The 18,924-nt window shown below is 65.3% G+C and carries 14 protein-coding genes; 5 read left to right on the forward strand and 9 right to left on the reverse strand.

The features are described 5' to 3' along the window. Positions 1-109: 109 nt before the first annotated feature. Genes F7R11_RS02365 through def form a run of 4 tightly spaced genes read right to left on the reverse strand, consistent with a single transcriptional unit; the run spans position 110 to position 4,401 of the window. Positions 110-769 carry a LysE family translocator gene (locus F7R11_RS02365; RefSeq protein ID WP_064805994.1) on the reverse strand — a complete coding sequence of 220 codons (660 nt, stop codon included), beginning with the start codon at positions 767-769 and terminating at the stop codon, positions 110-112. A gap of 42 nt (positions 770-811) precedes the next feature. Further along, on the reverse strand, positions 812-1,798 hold the full coding sequence (gene fmt, locus F7R11_RS02370) for a methionyl-tRNA formyltransferase (protein ID WP_064805995.1): 987 nt from the start codon (positions 1,796-1,798) through the stop codon (positions 812-814). 55 nt (positions 1,799-1,853) lie between these two features. Further along, the gene (locus F7R11_RS02375) at positions 1,854-3,875 is read right to left on the reverse strand and encodes an ArnT family glycosyltransferase (RefSeq protein WP_064805996.1); all 2,022 of its coding nucleotides are present in this window, start codon (positions 3,873-3,875) and stop codon (positions 1,854-1,856) included. A gap of 10 nt (positions 3,876-3,885) precedes the next feature. After that, the gene (gene def, locus F7R11_RS02380) at positions 3,886-4,401 is read right to left on the reverse strand and encodes a peptide deformylase (protein WP_021196965.1); all 516 of its coding nucleotides are present in this window, start codon (positions 4,399-4,401) and stop codon (positions 3,886-3,888) included. A 263-nt stretch (positions 4,402-4,664) separates the two neighbouring features. Between def and F7R11_RS02385 the strand changes: the two genes are divergently transcribed. The 4 genes from F7R11_RS02385 to F7R11_RS02400 all read left to right on the forward strand — a co-directional run bounded on the left by F7R11_RS02385 (position 4,665) and on the right by F7R11_RS02400 (position 10,405). Beyond that, on the forward strand, positions 4,665-5,849 hold the full coding sequence (locus tag F7R11_RS02385; RefSeq protein WP_064805997.1) for a LysM peptidoglycan-binding domain-containing protein: 1,185 nt from the start codon (positions 4,665-4,667) through the stop codon (positions 5,847-5,849). Positions 5,850-5,871: 22 nt separating this feature from the next. Continuing rightward, positions 5,872-7,080, forward strand: a complete 1,209-nt coding sequence (dprA, locus tag F7R11_RS02390) for a DNA-processing protein DprA (RefSeq protein WP_064805998.1) — start codon at positions 5,872-5,874, stop codon at positions 7,078-7,080. Between the two features lie 50 nt (positions 7,081-7,130). After that, on the forward strand, positions 7,131-7,520 hold the full coding sequence (locus F7R11_RS02395) for a thioredoxin family protein (RefSeq protein WP_049285958.1): 390 nt from the start codon (positions 7,131-7,133) through the stop codon (positions 7,518-7,520). Between the two features lie 242 nt (positions 7,521-7,762). Continuing rightward, positions 7,763-10,405, forward strand: coding sequence for a DNA topoisomerase III (locus tag F7R11_RS02400; protein WP_021196961.1), 2,643 nt, complete (start codon positions 7,763-7,765; stop codon positions 10,403-10,405). Positions 10,406-10,491: 86 nt separating this feature from the next. Here F7R11_RS02400 and F7R11_RS02405 read toward each other — a convergent pair whose 3' ends face one another. Beyond that, positions 10,492-11,430, reverse strand: a complete 939-nt coding sequence (locus F7R11_RS02405; RefSeq protein ID WP_021196960.1) for a LysR family transcriptional regulator — start codon at positions 11,428-11,430, stop codon at positions 10,492-10,494. A 450-nt stretch (positions 11,431-11,880) separates the two neighbouring features. Here F7R11_RS02405 and F7R11_RS02410 point away from each other — a divergent pair, with 450 nt between their 5' ends. Continuing rightward, positions 11,881-13,569, forward strand: a complete 1,689-nt coding sequence (locus F7R11_RS02410) for an AMP-binding protein (RefSeq protein WP_064805999.1) — start codon at positions 11,881-11,883, stop codon at positions 13,567-13,569. Positions 13,570-13,618: 49 nt separating this feature from the next. Here F7R11_RS02410 and rodA read toward each other — a convergent pair whose 3' ends face one another. The 4 genes from rodA to mreC are packed head-to-tail and all read right to left on the reverse strand — an operon-like array spanning position 13,619 to position 18,788. Next, positions 13,619-14,770 (reverse strand): rod shape-determining protein RodA, encoded by a 1,152-nt coding sequence (rodA, locus tag F7R11_RS02415; RefSeq protein WP_021196958.1) that lies wholly within the window; start codon positions 14,768-14,770, stop codon positions 13,619-13,621. A 23-nt stretch (positions 14,771-14,793) separates the two neighbouring features. Then, a complete protein-coding gene (mrdA, locus tag F7R11_RS02420) occupies positions 14,794-17,190 on the reverse strand; it encodes a penicillin-binding protein 2 (RefSeq protein ID WP_064806000.1) in 2,397 nt (798 codons plus the stop codon). A gap of 22 nt (positions 17,191-17,212) precedes the next feature. Beyond that, positions 17,213-17,725 carry a rod shape-determining protein MreD gene (gene mreD / locus F7R11_RS02425; RefSeq protein ID WP_021196956.1) on the reverse strand — a complete coding sequence of 171 codons (513 nt, stop codon included), beginning with the start codon at positions 17,723-17,725 and terminating at the stop codon, positions 17,213-17,215. 13 nt (positions 17,726-17,738) lie between these two features. Beyond that, positions 17,739-18,788, reverse strand: coding sequence for a rod shape-determining protein MreC (gene mreC, locus F7R11_RS02430; protein WP_064806001.1), 1,050 nt, complete (start codon positions 18,786-18,788; stop codon positions 17,739-17,741). Between the last annotated feature and the right edge of the window lie 136 nt (positions 18,789-18,924).

Raw genomic sequence — 18,924 nt, forward strand, 5'->3', positions numbered from 1 at the left:
GGGTGTCCTGGCAGGGGCGCAGGACGGTTTTTCGAGTCTCTTAGATCGCGATAATCGCTGAAAATTCAAGGATTTGCGCGATATTTTGCCGCAGATGACGCTTGACGCATCAACGGGTGGTGAACGCCAGCCGCGCACCGAGCCCGATGAAGGCCGTGCCGACCACGCGATCGAGCCAGCGCTTGATACCCGGTTTGCCCGCCACGCGCCGTGTGACGCTGGCGGCCACCCACGCCACCATGCTGTTCCACACCGTCGACATGGCGATGAACACCACGCCCAGCGCCAGGAACGCCGCCGCCTTGTGGCTGGCATGCGGATCGACGAACTGCGGGAAAAACGACAGGAAGAACAGCACCACCTTCGGGTTCAGCACATTGGTGAGAAAGCCCTGCATGAACAGCGCCTTGAGCGGGCGCGGGCGCTTGGCTGCCGCTGCCTGCGCGGAGATCTCGGTGGGGGCGTCGTCGCGTTCGGGCGGCGCCAGCAGCATGCGCCCGCCCAGGTAGATCAGGTAGGCCGCACCCACCACCTTGATGACCGTGAAGGCCGCGGTGGAGGCCGCCAGTAGCGCCGTCAGCCCGAAGGCCACCGCCAGCACGTGCACGCAGCACCCGGCGGACACGCCCAGGGCCGACAGCAGCCCCGCCACACGCCCCTGCGACACACTGCGCCCGACGATGTAGGCCGTGTCCGGCCCCGGCGTCACATTCAGCAGGAACACCGCCAGCACGAAGAGCGGCAGGTTGATGATGCCCAGCGTGGTCATGGCGAGGTCCTCTCTCTACGTAGACAGGGGTGATGCGAAGGCTTAAGCGCGTGAGGCGAAGCGCTGGCCCGGCTGGATCGCCAGGCCCTGCAGGAATTCGCGCGCGGGCAGGCGCTTGCCGCCCGGCTTTTGCAACTGTGTCACGCGCAGCGCGCCGGCGCCACAGGCAATGGTCACGCCATCGGCGTTGGCGGCGAGCACCGTGCCGGGGTCGGCATCGGCCGGCCGGTCAGCCAGCGCCTCGGCTTGCCAGAATTTGATCGTCACGCCATCGAGCGTGGCCGACGCGCCAGGGAATGGGTTGAACGCGTGCACCTGGCGCAGCAGCGCGGCAGACTGGCGCGACCAATCGAGCGCGGCTTCGTCCTTGGCGATCTTCTCGGCGTAGGTCACGCCTTCTGCCGGTTGCGGTGTAGCGGGCAGCTTCCGGCCGTCCTGCGCCAGCCTGGTCAGCGCCTCCGCCACCATGCGCCCACCGAGCGCGGCCAGCGTGTCGTGCAGCGTGCCCGTGGTGTCGGCCAGGCCGATGGGCGCGCGCTCCATGCTGATCATGTCGCCGGTGTCGAGGCCCGCATCCATTTGCATGAGCGTGATGCCCGATTCGGCGTCACCAGCCTCAATGGCGCGGTGGATGGGCGCGGCACCACGCCAGCGCGGCAGCAGCGAGGCGTGGATATTGATGCAGCCAAAGCGTGGCAGGTCCAGCACTTCCTGCGGCAGGATCAGGCCGTAGGCGGCCACCACCATCACGTCAGGACGCTGCGCGGCCAGTGCATCAATGGCGTCGGCAGCTTCCCGCGGATACTTGCCCGTGCGGCGCAGCGACGGCGGCTGCAGGATCGGCTCGAACCCATGCGACACCGCGTACTGCTTGACGGGGCTCGCCTGCAACTGCATGCCGCGCCCGGCCGGACGGTCCGGCTGGCTCAGCACGGCAACGATCGGGAAGCCGGCCTGGTGGATCGCCGCCAGGGCGATCTGCGCAAATTCTGGTGTGCCGGCAAACGCTACGCGAAGGGTGGACGTCATGGAGCAGGGAGCGGAAAAGGAAAGTGCGCTACACGCCAAGCGTAGCGCATTGGACTTAACGACCGCGATGCGGCGTGTCGGTCAGCGGGACGATGGGTTCGGGTGCGGGCAGCGTTTCGGATACGCCATTGCTGCGCCGCTGGAACAGCGAGAAGGTTTCGTTGGTGTCGCCGGGGCGGCTGCCGCGCCACACCATTTCCCAGTTATCGCCTTGTGGACGGCGTCGGTTGTGCTCCGGCCTTTTTTCGAGCACCAGCATGAGGTCGCACGTGCGTGCAGTCGGGTTGGGGCGAAGGTCGTCGCCCGCACCGCTGTGGCCAAGCAACCATTTGACCGGGCGCACGCCGGTTTCGTAGTGCATCAACGCGCGTTCGCTCTCGCCCATGCCGCGCGTGGCCACGCAGATCTGCGCGGATTCGAGTACGGGTTTGATCGCCTGGAACAAGGGGCGGTAGCTGCGCGCATCGTCCACCCAAGGCATCAGCAGTGTGCCGAGCAGGCCCCACACCATGCCAAGACCTGCTGCCCACGCCACCACGCCCGAGCGCGCCGGGCGCAGCCACACGCAGACAATCCACAGCACGGTCATGCCGGCCGCCGCCAGCACGGCCACCGGGTGGAGCAGCATGTCGTAAGGCAGCGGCAATACGCGGCCCAGCACCTTGGCCAACCAGCCCGGTAGCGACTGTCCACCGTTCGTCACGAGCGTTGCCCATACGGCCCAGACCACCATTCCCAGCACGCCGAACAGCGTGACCGATACCACCCAGGCGCGCGTGCGCCAAGCGGGTGGAATCAGCAACAGCATCGGCGCACCCAGCAGAACCAGTGCCGGTTGCAGCGGCATCAGATACACGTCGCGCAGCACGGCGGAGCGCAGCACCACGGCAATCGTCACGAGCACGAACAGCGCCACCACCAGGTGCCCCTGATACGGCAGCAGCCAGGCCGCCCGTGCACCACGTCCGCGTTGGCGCACCAGCTTGTAGAGCGAAATTCCCAGCACCGCCAGTGCAGGCCACACCGCCGGCGTGCCGGTCAGCAGAATCGAGCGAATGGTGGTGACGAGCGATCCTTTTTCACCGCCCAGGTGCGAGAACCCGAAGAAGCGGCCCAGGTTGTTGACCCAGAACCACTCGATGAACAGGTCTGGCGATTCGTGCCAGAAGATGGCCGGCCAGATCACCAGCCAAGGCAGCGCGGCCAGCAGCGACAACCCATAGAAGCGCCATGCCTGGCGATTGCGGAAGTCCGGCAGCAGCGCCATTGCCGCCAGCAGGGTCAGCCCGAACAGGCCTGGCACCAGGACGCCTTTGCCGAGGAACGCCACGCCGGCACCCGTGCCGAACCACAGGGCCGGGCGCAGCACATCAACGCCATGTACGCCGCCCGCTTCGCTCGCCTTCACATAGCGCACCAGGCCATACAGCGCGATGGCGGTGCCGGCCAGTTGCGGCACGTCGGCAATGAATTTGTGAACATGCTCAACCAGCCCGATACAGCCGGCAAACAGCAACAGCGCGCCCAGCGCGTAGTCACGGAACGCTGCGCCGCCGGCATCCTGCCCCGCGATGCGGCGTTCGGCCAGTGTCGGACCGGGGCGCCCACGCGCCAGTTGTGCCCCGACGCGCATGCGCCAGTCACGGGCCTCGCCGCGTAGCAGGCGCGCTGTGCGCCAGACCGCCAGGCAGGTCAGTGCCATCCAGAACAGCACGGCCAGTCGCACCGCTTCGTGCGGCGGCAGGTCGGGCACGGCCAGCGCGGCCAGTGCGCCGGTCCAGTACATCAGCGGGGGTTTCTCGACGAAGGGCTCAAAGGCGACGTTGGGGATCACCCAGTCGCCGCGCTCGATGATGTTAAGCACCACGCCGAACGAGTACGGCTCGTCGGCTTTCCAGGGCGCGCGCCAGAACGTGCCCGCCACAAAGTACGCGCACACCATCAGCACGACGATCACGCGCCAGTGCCGCACCAGCACGGCGGTGAGGCTGCGTGTGCGCGTGTCCGGGCCTGCGTCGGCGGGTACGGTCGACATCAGCGGGAGGGGGTGGGCACGCGCGTTCGCGTCGGGCGGCATGAACGCGGGATCAGCGCTGGTGCTCCAGATCGCGCTGATGTTTCTTGAGCTTGGAGCGGATGCGCGTTTGCTTGAGCGGCGACAGGTATTCGACAAACACCTTGCCCATCAGGTGATCCATTTCGTGCTGTATGCACACGGCCAGCAGGCCATCGGCCTCCAACTCGAAGGTTTCGCCGCGCTCGTTCAGTGCACGCACGCGCACGCGGTCGGGGCGGTCCACCTTGTCATAGATGTCCGGCACCGACAGGCAGCCCTCATCCCAGACCTTGTGCTCGTCACTCGCCCAGATGATCTCGGGGTTGATGAACACGCGCAGTTCGTCGCGCGACTCAGACACGTCGATGGTGATCACGCGCTCATGCACGTCGACCTGTGTGGCAGCCAGGCCGACACCCGGCGCCTCGTACATGGTCTCGGCCATGTCGGCTACCAGTTTGCGGATGCGATCGTTCACTTCAGCGACTGGTTTGGCGACCTTGTGCAGCCGCGGATCAGGGTATTGCAGGATATTCAGTAGGGCCATGATGCTTGGCAACAACGGTTGCGGAAGGCCACGCTAACGAGGGGTTGCCTTCAATTGCGATCGCTTGGAATGTCATGCAGAATCGGGGGCGCTATCCGCCACATGGCTTAGGAAAAAGCCTGACGAATGTTCGATGTCATACCCCTCTAGCTGCAACGCACCGAAGCGTGCAGCGGCGGCGGCCAGGCATCGCGCAGGCACTGACCAAGCACGCGGACCACTCGCCGATTCTTCATAGAATAATGCGCCATCGTAACACACCGATGCTGATCAAGCCCGCCACGCAATCTGCCACGAAAGCGCGCCAGTCTTACGTTTGCGCCCTGTCTGTGGTTGCTGCGGCAACACTGTTTTGCGTCGGCGCTGCACATGCTGCCGAGCGCGCTGTCTCGCCGGCGCAACAGGCGCAGGCCACAGCGGCCACGCAAGCCGGTATTCCGGAATCCGAACTCGCTGCAAACGCACCTGCGCAGTACACCGTGCGCCGTGGCGACACACTATGGGCGATCTCCGGCAAGTTCCTCAAGCGGCCTTACCGCTGGCCCGAGCTGTGGGGCATGAACCGTGAGCAGATTCGCAACCCGCACTTGATTTATCCGGGGCAGGTGCTCTATCTGAATCACGCCAATGGCCGCGCCTGGCTGTCGAGCTCGCCGGCCTCGGCTGACGGCAGCACGGTGCGCCTGTCGCCGCACACCCGCGTGGCGGGCCAGGATGGCGACGCTATCTCCAGCATTCCCGCCTCGGTCATCGAGCCGTTCCTCACACAGCCGATCGTCGTGGATGAGGAAACGCTGGCCACACCGGCGCGCATCTTTGAACTGCCGGAAGGCCGCGTCTATCTGGGCAAGGGCGAGAATGCGTACGCTCGTGGCTTGCCGGACGGCGCGGCCGGTCAGCCTGGCACCGAGTGGCAAGCCTATCGCCCAGTCAAGCCGCTCAAGGACCCGGTCACCGGCAATGTGCTCGGCTACGAGGCCGACTTCCTCGGTACGCTGCGCGTGGTGCGCGCGGCCACTGGCCCGCAGGCCGTGACCAAGATGGAAGCGCTGACGTCCAAGGAAGAAATGGGCGTCGGCACGCAACTGATGCCGCTGCCGCCGCGCGTGCCGGTGCGCTACGTACCGCATGCGCCGGAAGGCAATGTGCATGGCGTGGTTGCCAAGGTGACGGGCGGTGTGCGCTTTGGCGGCTCGGATCAGGTGGTGGTGCTGAACATCGGCAGCCAGCAAGGGCTGGAGGCTGGCCATGTGCTGGCATTGTCGCGTGCCGGCACCGTCGTCAAGGATCGGACCGCCGGCGGTGAAGCCGTGCAACTGCCCGAAGAACGTTACGGCTTGGCCTTTGTGTTCCGCGTGTTCCCGCACGTGGCCTACGCGCTGGTGACGGACTCGTCGAACACCGTTGAAGTGGGCGATGCTGTCGATAATCCGATGACGCAACCCTGATCACGCTGACCGCAGTCCTGATTTGACCGATGCCTCACAGGTCGCGGCGGGTGCCGCGACCGACTCCATAGATTCCCTCTCCTGCACACGCGATTCCGTAGAGCTGGCCGCGTGGCTGCGTCTGACAGAAACCCCCGGTGTCGGCCCTGTTGCCGCGCGTCAGTTGCTGGCGGCCTTCGGTCTGCCGCAGGACATCTTCGTTCAACCGTATTCCGCGCTTGCCCGGGTGTTGCCCGAGCGGCAGGCACGCGCGCTATTGGCCGCGCCGGACGCAGCGCTGGCCGCGCTGATCGAACGCACCGTCGCGTGGGCAAACGAGCCTGGTAATGCCGTCTTCACGTTGGCCGATCGTGGCTATCCGCCCCGCCTGCTGGAGTTGACGGACCCGCCGACCGTGCTGTACGCCAAGGGCGATGTGTCGCTGCTGCGTGCGGCGGCGGTGGGTGTGGTGGGCGCACGTAGTGCCACGGCGGCTGGCATCGACAATGCGCGGGCGTTTGCGCAGGCGCTGTCTGCGGCGAGCGTGACAATCGTCTCTGGCCTGGCGCTGGGCATCGATGCGGCGGCGCATGAGGGTGCCCTGGGCGGCCCCGGCAGCACCATCGCCGTGGTGGGTACGGGCCTCGATATTGTTTACCCAGCGCGCAACCGAGCGCTGGCGCACCGCATTGCCGAGGCGGGGGTCATCATCTCCGAATACCCGCTGGGCATGGGCGCGCGGGCTGAGAACTTTCCGCGCCGCAATCGCCTGATCGCCGGTCTCGCGCGTGGGCTGCTGGTGGTGGAGGCGGCGGCGCAGTCCGGCTCGCTCATCACTGCACGGCTGGCTGCCGAGCAGGGGCGCGATGTGTTTGCGATTCCGGGATCGATCCATTCACCGTTGGCCAAGGGCTGCCATCTGCTGATCAAGCAAGGGGCCAAGCTGGTGGAAACCGCCGCCGACATCCTCGATGAGCTGGGCTGGGGGCGCTCCACCGCGCCGGTTAAGCGTACCTCGCGTACAGCGCCGGCTGAAGATGCCGTCATTGCGCAGGCGCCGGTCGCACGCGCCGCGCCAAGTGCGGCTGAAACCACGTTGCTCGATGCGCTCGGTTTTGATCCCGTTGATCTGGATACCTTGTGCGAGCGCACCGGCCAGGCCGCGGCTGCGCTGTCGGCACAGCTTCTGGCGCTGGAACTGGATGGCCGCGTAGAGCGCCAGCCAGGCGGGCGCTTTCTGCGGCTTCCTTGAAAGCGTGCCTACAATAGCTGCGACCTGTTCGCTGCGCACTGCTGCTATTTATGCCACTGCTCTCGCCTGACACTGACGCCACCATGCTGCACACGCGCGTGCGGATGGGGCAATTGCTGGTTGCGTGTCTGTGCGCCGAGTGGTGTGGCACCTGCCGCAGTTACCGCACGACGTTTGCCGAGCTGGCCGCGCGACATCCGGAATGCTGCTTCGTCTGGGTGGATGTGGAAGACCATGCCGACGCCCTGGGCGATTTCGACGTCGAAAACTTCCCCACCCTGCTGATTCAACGCATGGATGACGCCGGTGATGTGTTGTTTTTCGGCCCCGTCTTGCCGCATGCCGGTGTGGTGGAAGGCATGCTTTCGCGTGATTTGCGCGCCGCACCAACCGTGACGGCGGCACCCGACTTGCGTGGCTGGCTGCTGCAATCGGCCTGATTGCGAGCCTTGACAATGCAAGGCGAAGTCTGCGTCACTCTATTGCACCTGAAAAGGAACCGCGCTTATGATTGGCGGCCAAATTCGGGGCAGACTGCCTGAATGTGCGCTTTGATAGGCGCCGGCAGCACTTGAAGTCGGCACGCGTTGCCATAAGACTCTACAAAACCCACGCGAATGGCCGCTAATAGAAAGCGACCTCTTGTTTACCTGATTGCTTGCGATCGCCAGGATCCGCTCACATGTCCAAGGCCCTCATCATTGCCGAAAAACCGTCGGTCGCCGCTGATATCGCGCGCGCGCTGGGTGGCTTCACCAAGCACGACGAGTACTTTGAGAGCGACGACTACGTCCTCTCCTCGGCGGTTGGCCACCTGGTCGAGATTGCCGCCCCCGACGAATACGAAGTCAAACGCGGCAAATGGAGCTTCAACCATCTGCCGGTGATCCCGCCGCACTTTGACCTGCGCCCGATCGCCAAGTCTGAATCCCGACTGAAGGTGCTCACGCGCCTGATCAAGCGCAAGGACGTGACCGCGCTGATCAACGCTTGCGACGCGGGGCGCGAAGGTGAATTGATTTTCCGCCTGATCGCGCAGCACGCGAACACCAAGCTGCCTGTACAGCGTCTGTGGCTGCAGTCGATGACGCCGCAGTCCATCCGCGACGGCTTTACCAAGCTGCGCAGCAACGAAGACATGATGCCGCTGGCGGATGCCGCCCGTTGCCGCTCCGAGGCCGACTGGCTGGTTGGCATCAACGGCACGCGCGCTATGACCGCCTTCAACAGCAAGGGCGGCGGCTTCTTCCTGACCACCGTGGGCCGCGTGCAGACGCCCACGCTGTCGATCGTGGTGGAGCGCGAAGAGAAGATCAAACGCTTCGTGCCGCGCGACTACTGGGAAGTGCGCGCCGAATTCATCGCCGCCGCTGGCCTGTACGAAGGCCGCTGGTTCGACCCCAAGTTCAAGAAGGACGAGTTCGATCCCGAGCGACGCGATTCGCGCCTGTGGAGCGAAGCCGAGGCCAAGAGCATCGTCGCCGCATGCCGCGACAAGACGGGCACCGTTACCGAAGAATCGAAACCGTCGACGCAGATGTCGCCGGCGCTGTTCGACCTGACCAGCCTGCAGCGCGAGGCCAACGGCCGCTTCGGCTTCTCGGCCAAGAACACGCTGGGCCTGGCGCAGGCGCTGTATGAAAAGCACAAGGTGCTGACCTACCCGCGTACCGATTCGCGCGCGCTGCCCGAAGACTACATGGGCACCGTCAAGCAGACACTGGACATGCTGGGCGAGAGCTCGCCCAACTATCTGACGCACGCGAAGAAGATTCTCGCCAACCAGTGGGTCAAGCCGAACAAGCGGATCTTCGATAACAGCAAGATCAGCGATCACTTCGCCATCATCCCGACGCTGCAGGCACCGAAGAACCTGTCGGAGCCGGAGCAGAAGCTGTACGACCTGGTGGTGCGCCGCTTCCTGGCGGTGTTCTTCCCGGCGGCGGAATACCAGGTCACCACGCGCGTGACCGAAGTGGCCGGGCATCACTTCAAGACCGAAGGCAAGGTGCTGGTGAATCCGGGCTGGCTGGTCGTGTACGGCCGTGAAGCGCAGGGCGAGGATGCCAACCTCGTGCCGGTCGCCAAGGACGAGAAGGTCAAGACCGACAAGGTCGAGCCGGTGGGTCTGACCACCAAGCCGCCCGCCCGCTACAACGAAGCGACGCTGCTCTCCGCCATGGAGGGCGCCGGCAAGCTGGTGGACGACGACGCGCTGCGCGAAGCCATGGCCGGCAAGGGCCTGGGCACGCCAGCCACGCGCGCGGCCATCATCGAAGGCCTGCTGGGTGAGAAGTACCTCGTGCGCGAAGGCCGCGAGCTGATCCCGACCGCCAAGGCCTTCCAGTTGATGACGCTGCTGCGCGGCCTGGGCGTGGAAGAACTCACGCAAGCCGAGCTGACTGGCGGCTGGGAGCACAAGCTCTCGCTGATCGAACGCGGGCAGCTGGAGCGTGACGAATTCATGCGCGAGATTGCGCAGATGACGCAGCAGATCGTCAAGCGCGCCAAGGAATACGACAGCGACACCATCCCCGGCGACTACGCGACGCTCTCCACGCCGTGCCCGCAATGCGGCCACGTGGTCAAAGAGAACTACCGCCGCTTCGCCTGCAGCCACTGCGACTTCTCGATCAGCAAGATCCCGGGTGGCCGCCAGTTTGAGCTGGACGAGGTGGAAGAGCTGCTGATCAACAAGACCATCGGCCCGCTGCAAGGCTTCCGCAGCAAGATGGGCCGGCCGTTTGCGGCCATCCTCAAGCTGGCGCAGGAAGACGGCCACTGGAAGATGGAATTCGACTTCGGCCAGAACGATGAGGACGACGGCGAGCCGGTCGACTTCTCCGGCCAGGAGAGCGTCGGCCATTGCCCGAAGTGCAATGGCAGCGTCTACGAGCACGGTTTGAAGTACGTGTGCGAGAACGCCGTGGCGCAGCCCAAGACCTGCGACTTCACCACCGGCAAGATCATCCTGCAGCAGGAGATCAGCCGCGAGCAGTTGGCCAAGCTGCTGACCGAAGGCAAAACGGATCTGCTGACTGGCTTCAAGTCGGCACGCACGGGCCGCAACTTCAAGGCGTTCCTGGTCAAGCAGCCGGACGGCAAGATCGGCTTCGAGTTCGAGCCGCGCGGCGAAGGCAAGGGCAAGCCCGGCGCCAAGACTGCTGCGAAGAAGACAACGGCCGCGGCCAAGACGCCTGCTGCCAAGAAAGCTCCGGCCAAGACCGCAACGAAGACGGCTGCGAAGACGGCTGCCAAAAAAGCCCCGGCACGCAAGAAAGCCGCCGAAGCCGAGACCGACGAGGAAAGCACCAGCGAAACCTGATCACGGTTTCATCGGCACCAAAGCAAACGGGAGGACACTGTCCTCCCGTTTTGTTTTGGCAATGCGGTTTGCGCGCAGTTTGCCGATCAGGCGGCTTCGCTCAAACCTCGGCCGGCCCGCGCCTCGCTGTGCTTGACCTCCATTGCCTGGGCCAGCATGTAGTCGATGAAGGTGCGTACCTTGGTCGGCAGGAACTTGCGACTCGGGTACACCAGCGACAGCGACCGGGCCGGCAGCTTGTACTGCGGCAGCACGCGCACCAGCTTGCCCGACTCCAGATCCGGTCGCGCCATATACGACGACAAGATCGCGATGCCCATGTCGGCCAGCACCGCGCGGTGCATCAGCTCGGCATTGCTCGTCACCAGCGACGGCTGCACCGGCACCGAAATCGACTGGCCGTCGGGCGTGCTCATCTCCCACTCGTGACGCAGTTGCGGGTGCCACATGGCGATCACGCGGTGCTCGGCAATGTCTTCCGCGCGCTGCGGCGTGGAGTGCTGGCGCAGGTAGGCGGGCGTGGCCGCCATCACCATCTCGGCGGAAATCATGCGGCGCGCCACCAGGTGCGAGCCCAGGCCGAGCTCCGACACCATGATGCCGACGTCGCGGCCGTCTTCAACGATGTCGATCGGGCGATCGGACAGCGCCACGTCAAACGTCACCTCGGGGTAGAGCTGCTGGAAGCGCGCCAGCAGTATCGGTAAAACGTGTAGCCCGAACATCACCGGCGCGACGATGCGTAGGCCGCCCACCAGCGCCTGGCTGCGCGAGGTGGCGAGCGATTCTGCCTCGTCGATGTCGAGCAGGATCTGCTGACAGCGCTGCAGGTAGGTTTCGCCCACGTCCGTCAGCGACAGGCTGCGCGTGGTGCGATTGAGCAGGCGCGTGCCAAGGTGCGCCTCCAGATCGGCCACGTAGCGCGTGACCACAGCATTGCTCATCGACAGATGCTGGGCCGCCCGGGCGAAGCTGCCAAGCTCCACCACCTTGGAAAACACCCGCATCGACTGCAAACGATCCATTCCAGCCTCTCACATGATTTGTTGTCAAAAATAGAACAAATCTGTCTTGGCGGCAAATTTTTGATGTTGTCTGCGCAATTTACTGCTCAGGTCGAATCATTGAATGTAAGTACACGCTCATCCTAAGGCGGGCGCGCCATTTACACTTTGCGGGCATCGTTGCCGAGGCTGAGTATCCGCCTTCTCCCTGATTGACGTCACGGCGGATTTGCGTCGAGACTCTATACCGAATGGTAGATTTTTTTGGAATCTGTCTTGCGTGAGATCACATTCGCTGCAGTTGCGGGTGGAACACCGTCTTGCGCAAATCGATACGGCAACCGCAGGGCGGGCTCGTCATACTCGAACGATGGATGCCAAGAAACCTGCCCCGCATGAGCGCCCCGGTACGAGGGCAGCCATCACGGCCAAGGCATTGCCTAGCGATGCCGACCGTCGAGGAGACACCACATGACGATCCAGAACCGCGAACCGGTCGACTATCTGGCGGGCGAAATGCCGCTGCACCGGTATTGCACCCACCATGCACAACAGACGCCGGAGCGCATTGCCCTGCTCTGGTACGGCCGCACAATCTGCTGGCGCGAGCTGGATCAGCTCTCGACACGGCTGGCGGTGCAGTTGCAACGGCTGGGCGTGGCGCGCGGCGACCGCGTGGCGCTGTTCCTGCAGAACTGTCCGCAGGCCATCCTGGCGCATCTGGCCACGGCCAAGCTGGGCGGTATCGTCGTGCCGTGCGGCCCGCTGTCGCGTCAGCATGAGTTGCGCGACCAACTGGCCGATTCCGGCGCAAAGATCCTGGTGGCTGCGGCGGACCTGATGCCGATTGTCGAGGCCGCGCGGCCGGGCACCTTGGTTTCCACTGTCATCACCACGCGCTATGCCGATCTGCAGCCCTCGCAGCCCGCGTGCCGCAAGGCGCTGGCGGTGCCGCCCGAACTGATCGCGGCCGATGCCTTGTCCGCGCCGCCGATCAAGAACAAGCCCGGCGCATCTCAGCTCGACCTGATGCAGTTGCTGGCCGAGCCAGTGGACGTGGCCGAACGCAACGCCGTGACCGCCATCCAGGTCGATCTGGATGAGGTGGCGCTGATGATCTACACCTCGGGCACCACCGGCCGCCCGAAGGGCGCAATGCTCACGCACCGCAATGCGCTGTACAAGACCGCTGTGACGGCGCAGGTGAGCGGCATCCACGCATCCGATGTGCTGCTGGCGGTGGCGCCGCTGTCGCACATCGCCGGCATGCTGATGGGCATGAATGTGATGCTGTATTCCGGTGCGACCACCATCCTGCTCTACCGCTTCGACCCGCTGGCTGTGCTGCAGGCCATCGACCGCTACCGCGTCACGCGCTGGTACAGCATGACGCCGATGAACCTGGCGGTGATGGCGCATCCGGATGCTGGGCAGTACCGCATGGAATCGCTGGTGGCCAATCCGTGCACGAGCTTTGGCGTGACGCTGACCGAGGCGATTGCCGAGCAGTGGCGTGCCTTTGCCGGCCGACAGTGCAGCATCTACGAGGCCGCCTACGGCTTGTCGGAAACCCACACCTGCGATGCCATCACGCCGCCCGACGCGCCACGCTGGGGCTGGCACGGCAAGATCGTCCCGCAGACCGAGGTACGCATCGTCGATCCGCACACCGGCGCCGAGTTGCCGCCCGGCCAGGCCGGCGAGATCACCATCCGCAGCCCCGGGGTGTTCCGCGGCTACTGGCAGCGCGACGAGGCCACGCGCGCCGTGATGCACAACGGCTTTCTGCGCACCGGGGACATCGGTCAGCTCTCGCCTGACGGCTATCTGCAATGGCAGGGCCGTATCAAGGAGATGATCAAGGTGTCCGGCTACAGCGTGTTCCCGGAGGAGGTGGAGTCACTGCTTTCGCGCCACCCGGGCATCCGCCAGGTGGCCGTCACCCCCATCCCCGATCCGGACAAAGGCGAGGTTGTTTGCGCGCATGTGGTGCCGATGCATGGGGTCACGCTCACCGAGGCGGAGCTGATTGCCTGGTCGCGCGACAACATGGCGCCGTACAAGGTGCCGCGCCGCGTGAAGTTCCACGATGCGCTACCCGCCACATCCACCGGCAAGGTACTGCGGCGCTTGCTGCGCGAAGAGGCGCTCGCCGCCTGAGTCGCTGGCCAGAAAGCACAACGGCCGCCTATTCTGGCGGCCGTTTTTGCTAGGTCTGCACGAAGCGCTTCTGTCGGGCGATGCTCATCAGGATACCGATGCCCATGCCCAGTGTGACGAGTGCGGTCCCTCCATAACTGATGAGCGGCAGCGGCACGCCCACCACGGGCAGGATGCCGCTCACCATGCCCATGTTGACGAAGGCGTAGGTGAAGAAGATCAGCGTGATCGACCCCGCCAGCAATCGCCCGAAGAGTGTGCCCGCATTCGCCGCGATAAACAGCCCGCGAATGATCAGCAGCAGGTACAGGAACAGCAGGAAGCCGTTGCCCACCAGCCCGAACTCTTCCGAATAGACCGCGAAGATGAAGTCGGTGTGCTTCTCGGGAATGAACTCCAGGTGGGTTTGCGTGCCCTTGAGCCACCCCTTGCCGCTCACCCCGCCCGAGCCGATGGCGATGATCGACTGGATGGTGTGGAAGCCCTTGCCCAGCGGATCGGTGGTCGGGTCCAGCAGCGTGCACACGCGGTGCTGCTGGTAGTCGTGCAGGATCGGCCAGTTCACACCCGGCGCGCAGATGCGCGACTCGAACGACACCACCAGCGTGATCGCCGTCACCGCAATCACCAGCACCGGCACGATCAGCCGCCACGACAGTCCGGCAAAGTAGATCACGTAGATGCCGGCCGCCAGCACCAGCAGCGCCGTGCCCAAGTCGGGCTGCTTGGCGATCAGGCCCACCGGAATCAGCAGCAGTACGGCCGCGGCCAGGTAGTCGTACCAGTGGACCACGCCCTCGCGCTTCTGGAAGTACCACGCCAGCATGAGCGGCATGGCGATCTTCATGATCTCGGAAGGCTGCACCACCACGCCGATGTTCAGCCACCGCCGCGCGCCCTTGCGGATCAACCCGAATGCCGCCACGCCAATCAATAGCGCCACGCCAACGGTGTACAGCGGCACCGCAAAGCGCATCAACGTCTGCTGCGGCAGGTTGGCGATGATCCACATCAGCACGAATGACAGCAGGATGTTGCGGACCTGATCTTCCACCCGGCCCGGCATGTCGATGGCGGCCGAATACAGTGCGACCAATCCGGTGCCCAGCAGCAGAAACACGATCAGTGCCAGCGGTACGTCAAAGCCGGTGAAGAGCGACTTGATGACGTTGAATATGCGGCGCTTGTCCAGTTTGTCCATGGCGTGATCCTCAAGCGCGAATGTCAGGGCGCGGCCTGCGCGGGTTTGGGCGTCGGCTTCGGTGCCGGCTTGTTGCCAGGCTTCACCTCTTTCCCGCCCTTGGGGCTCGTGGCCGGCGCCGAGGCTGGGGCGGCGGCATTGCCGCGTCCGCGCGGTGGCAATTCAGGCGCGGGCTGCGCATGCGACAGTGCCTGCAGCACCTGGGCGTCCAGCGTGGCCGGGGCGATGGCTTCGGCGCTGGTGCCGGCCTCGCGCAGGGCGGGGGCCACCAAGTCCGGCGACATCGGCGGCGTGGCACGCGTGGCGCCGGCGGCCACCGACGAAGCCGCAGCCACTCCACTGGCGGTGGGCGCCACCACGGCCGAAGCGGCTGCGACCCCCGAAGCCGCTTGCGCGACTGCCTCTGCGGCTGCCTGCGGCGTGGCCGTGGCGCTGGCGATGGTGGCCGTCTTACCGGTCGAGAACACGCTCGGCGTGTCCACTGGCGGTTGCGGTTGAGGCTTCGGCGCGCTGGCGAGCAGTTCGGTCGGCCACTTGCCCGTCAGGTAATAGTCCATGACGGCGCGTGCGATCGGCGCGGCCGACGCGGCACCAAAGCCGGCGTTTTCCACGATCAGGGCCAGCGCGATCTTCGGGTGGTCAGCCGGGGCAAACGCCTCGAACAGCGCGTGGTCGCGCTTGTTCTCGGGCAGCGCGTGGTGGCTGTACTTCTCGTTCTTGCCCAGCGAGTACACCTGCGCCGTCCCCGTCTTGCCTGCCGACACATACTGCGCACCGATGAACGCCTTGGCTGCCGTACCTGCCTGGTTCACGCCCACCATCGCGCGCTTGATCACGTCGATGTTGGCCTGCTTGAGCGGAATCCGGTAGCTCTCGGTCGGCACGGTCAGCGTGCGCGATTTGGACAGCGAATCTTCGACGGCCTTCACCAGGTGAGGCTTCATCACCACGCCGTTGTTGGCCAGCGTCGACACCGCGTGCGCCAACTGCAGGATGGTGAAGTTGTTGTAGCCCTGGCCGATGCCCAGCGAGATGGTTTCACCGTCATACCACTTCTGCTGCTCGGGGCGCTTGTAGGCTTTGCGCTTCCAGTCGGTGGACGGCAGGATGCCGGTGCGCTCGCCCTCGATGTCGATGCCCGTGACCTGCCCGAAGCCGAACGGCTTCATGAAGTCGTGGATGGCATTCACGCCCATGTCGTTGGCGAGCCGGTAGTAGTACGTGTCGCACGACGCCACGATCGAGCGGTACATGTCGACCCAGCCGTGCCCGCCCGGTACGTCATCGCGGAAGGTGTGGTTGCCCAGCGTGAACGAGCCCGGGTCGGCCATGCCCCACTGCGGCGTGCGCTTGCCGAGTTCCAGCGCGCCCAGCGCCATGAACGGCTTGTAGGTCGAGCCCGGCGGATACGTGCCGCGCAGCGGACGGTTCAGCAGCGGCTTGTCGGGCGAGTTGTTCAGCTCGTTCCAGGAGGTGCTGTCGATGCCTTCGACGAACATGTTCGGGTCGAACGTCGGCTTGGAGACGAAGGCGAGGATGTCGCCCGTCTCCGGCTCGATCGCCACCAGCGCGCCACGGCGGTTGCCGAAGAGTTGCTCGGCCAGGCGCTGCAGGTTGATGTCGAGCGACAGGATCAGGTTGTTGCCCGGCGTCGCCTGCGAGGTCGACAGCGTCCGGATTGGCCGCCCGCCCGCACTGACTTCCACCTCTTCGTAGCCGGTCAGGCCGTGCAGCTCGGTCTCGTAGCTTTGCTCGATGCCGACCTTGCCGATGTATTCCGTGCCGCTGTAGTTGTTGGAGTCCTTGCGCGGGTCGTACGCCACGCCGGGCTGGCTGTTGGCATCGCTCATGTTGTCGATGCGGTCCAGGTCACGCTCGGAGATCCGCCCGATGTAGCCGATCACGTGTGACGCTGAATCGCCCAGCGGGTACTGGCGGAACAAGCGCGCATGCACATCCACACCCGGAAAGCGGAAGCGCTGTGCCGAGAAGCGCGCGACTTCCTGATCGGTGAGCTGGCTGCGGATCGGTAGGCTCTCGAAGCTGCGCGCGTCTTCCATCAGGCGCTTGAAGCGGCGGCGGTCGCGCGGCTGGATGTCGATGACCAAGGCGAGCTGGTCGATGGTGTTGTCCAGCGTGTCCTGCAGCTTGGACGGCGTGATCTCCAGCGTGTACGCCGAATAGTTGCGCGCCAGCACCACACCGTTTCGGTCCATGATGATGCCGCGGTTGGGCTCGATGGGCGCGACCGAGATGCGGTTGTCTTCCGCCTTGGCCGAGTACTGCTCGTGCTTGACCTCTTGCAGCCAGAAGAAGCGCGCCAGCAGCAGCCCGAAGCAGATCACCACGAACAGGGCGGCCGCCGCCAGCCGCAGGCGGAAGCGCGACAGCTCCTGTTCGACGTTGCGGATTTCGGTCATGCCGGACTAACAGCTAGGTACATCAGATTGGCCGCGTCTCGTCGACGCTCTCCGGCCGGCGCTGTGGCGCCAGCAGGATGGCATTCGCGAACGGCCAGAGCGCCGCTTCGATCAGTGGCGGCAGAATGACCTGCCAGTCCGGCAGGTGCGCGCCCATCAGCAGGCGGATGACGATCGGCACGGCGTGCGCCAGCACCAGCAGCGGCAGCACATGCAGCGCCTGCGACAGCACCGAGAACCACAGCACGCGCCGGTGGATGGTGATCGCGAAGTAAGACAGCATCGTGTAGGCCATCGCGTGCTCGCCCAGCAGGCGCGCTTCGTGCACGTCCATCAAGAGGCCCAGCAGGAAGGCCACCACCATGCCCACGCGGCGCGGCTGGTGGATGTTCCAGAACACCAGCACCAGTGCCACCAGATCGGGAATCCACTGCATGTGGCCCCACGGCATCAGGTTGAACAGGAATGCCAGCACGAAGCTGAAGGCGATGAAACCGGGGTTGACCGGGCGCAGCAGGTATTGGGGCGAGTTCATGTGGATGCCTCGCTTAGCGTTTGGCCGCTGGATCAGCCGTGTCCAGCGGATTGCCGTCAGCGTCGGTCGGGCGCGGCGGCGGGGTGTTGTCTTCGGCGGCAGGTGCGGGCGCAGGTACGTTGGCTTCGGCGGCAGCGCGCGCGGCCCGGTCCTTCTCTTCGCGGGCGTCGCGGGCAGCGTTCTTGCCCTTGGCGGCCGGTGCGGGCGCCACATCGATCGGCGGCGGGAAGCCCGACTCGTACTTCACAATCAACAGGTGCCGGTTGCTGCGGATGCCAGCCACTGGCTCGCAGATCACGCGCGAGAACGCGGTGTCCGCCTTGCGCTCGATCTGCGCGATGCGCGCCACTGGCAGGCCCGCCGGATACACGCCGTCCAGCCCGGAGGTCACCAGCAGGTCGCCCTGCTGCAGATCGGCCGAGGCAGCCATGAAGCGCAAGTCCAGCGCACCCGGGCGGGCACCGCCAAACGCCACGCTGCGCAGGCCGTTGCGCACGACTTCCACGGGGATCGCCTGATCCTTGTCGGTCAACAGCGTCACCTGCGATTCGAACAGCGACACCCGCGTCACCTGGCCGACCACGCCGCGATCATCAATGACCGGGTAGCCGGCGCGCACGCCGTCCTTCGAGCCACGGTCAATGACGATACGCTGGGTGTAGGGGTCACGCGCTTCGTAGAGGACTTCCGCCCCAATGGTGGGGATGGCGGCGTGCTGTTTCAGGTTGAGCAGCGTGCGCAGGTTGCGGTTCTCGGCTTCGAGCTGTGAGGCACGCAGCGATTGCTGGGCCTGGGCGACGGCCGATTCACGCAGGTTGCGGTTATCGGTGGCGAGCTTGGTGGACGACTGTGTGTAATCCAGCGCGGCACGCACCGTGTCGCGCGGAATCAGCACCAGGCGCTCGACGGGATACAGCACGACCGACACAACCTGCCGGACCACGCCCAGCACCGACATGCGGGCATCGATCACCAGCAGCGCAAGCGCGAGCGCGAGCAAGGCAACCAGCCGCGCGGTGGCGGACGGGCCCTGCTTGAAGAGGGGCGGCGGGGAGTAATCCATGACCCGGACGCTTCAGATGCACACGGCAGGCGCGTAACGAATAACGTCAGCGGCCTGCCGGTAACGGATTAGGTGTGGCGTCGGTGCGGTGCCTGGGCCCGGGGTGGGCGGAGCACGGCGCACCGGCGCGGGACGC

It is taken from the genome of Ralstonia insidiosa (genome assembly GCF_008801405.1).
GTDB lineage: Bacteria > Pseudomonadota > Gammaproteobacteria > Burkholderiales > Burkholderiaceae > Ralstonia > Ralstonia insidiosa.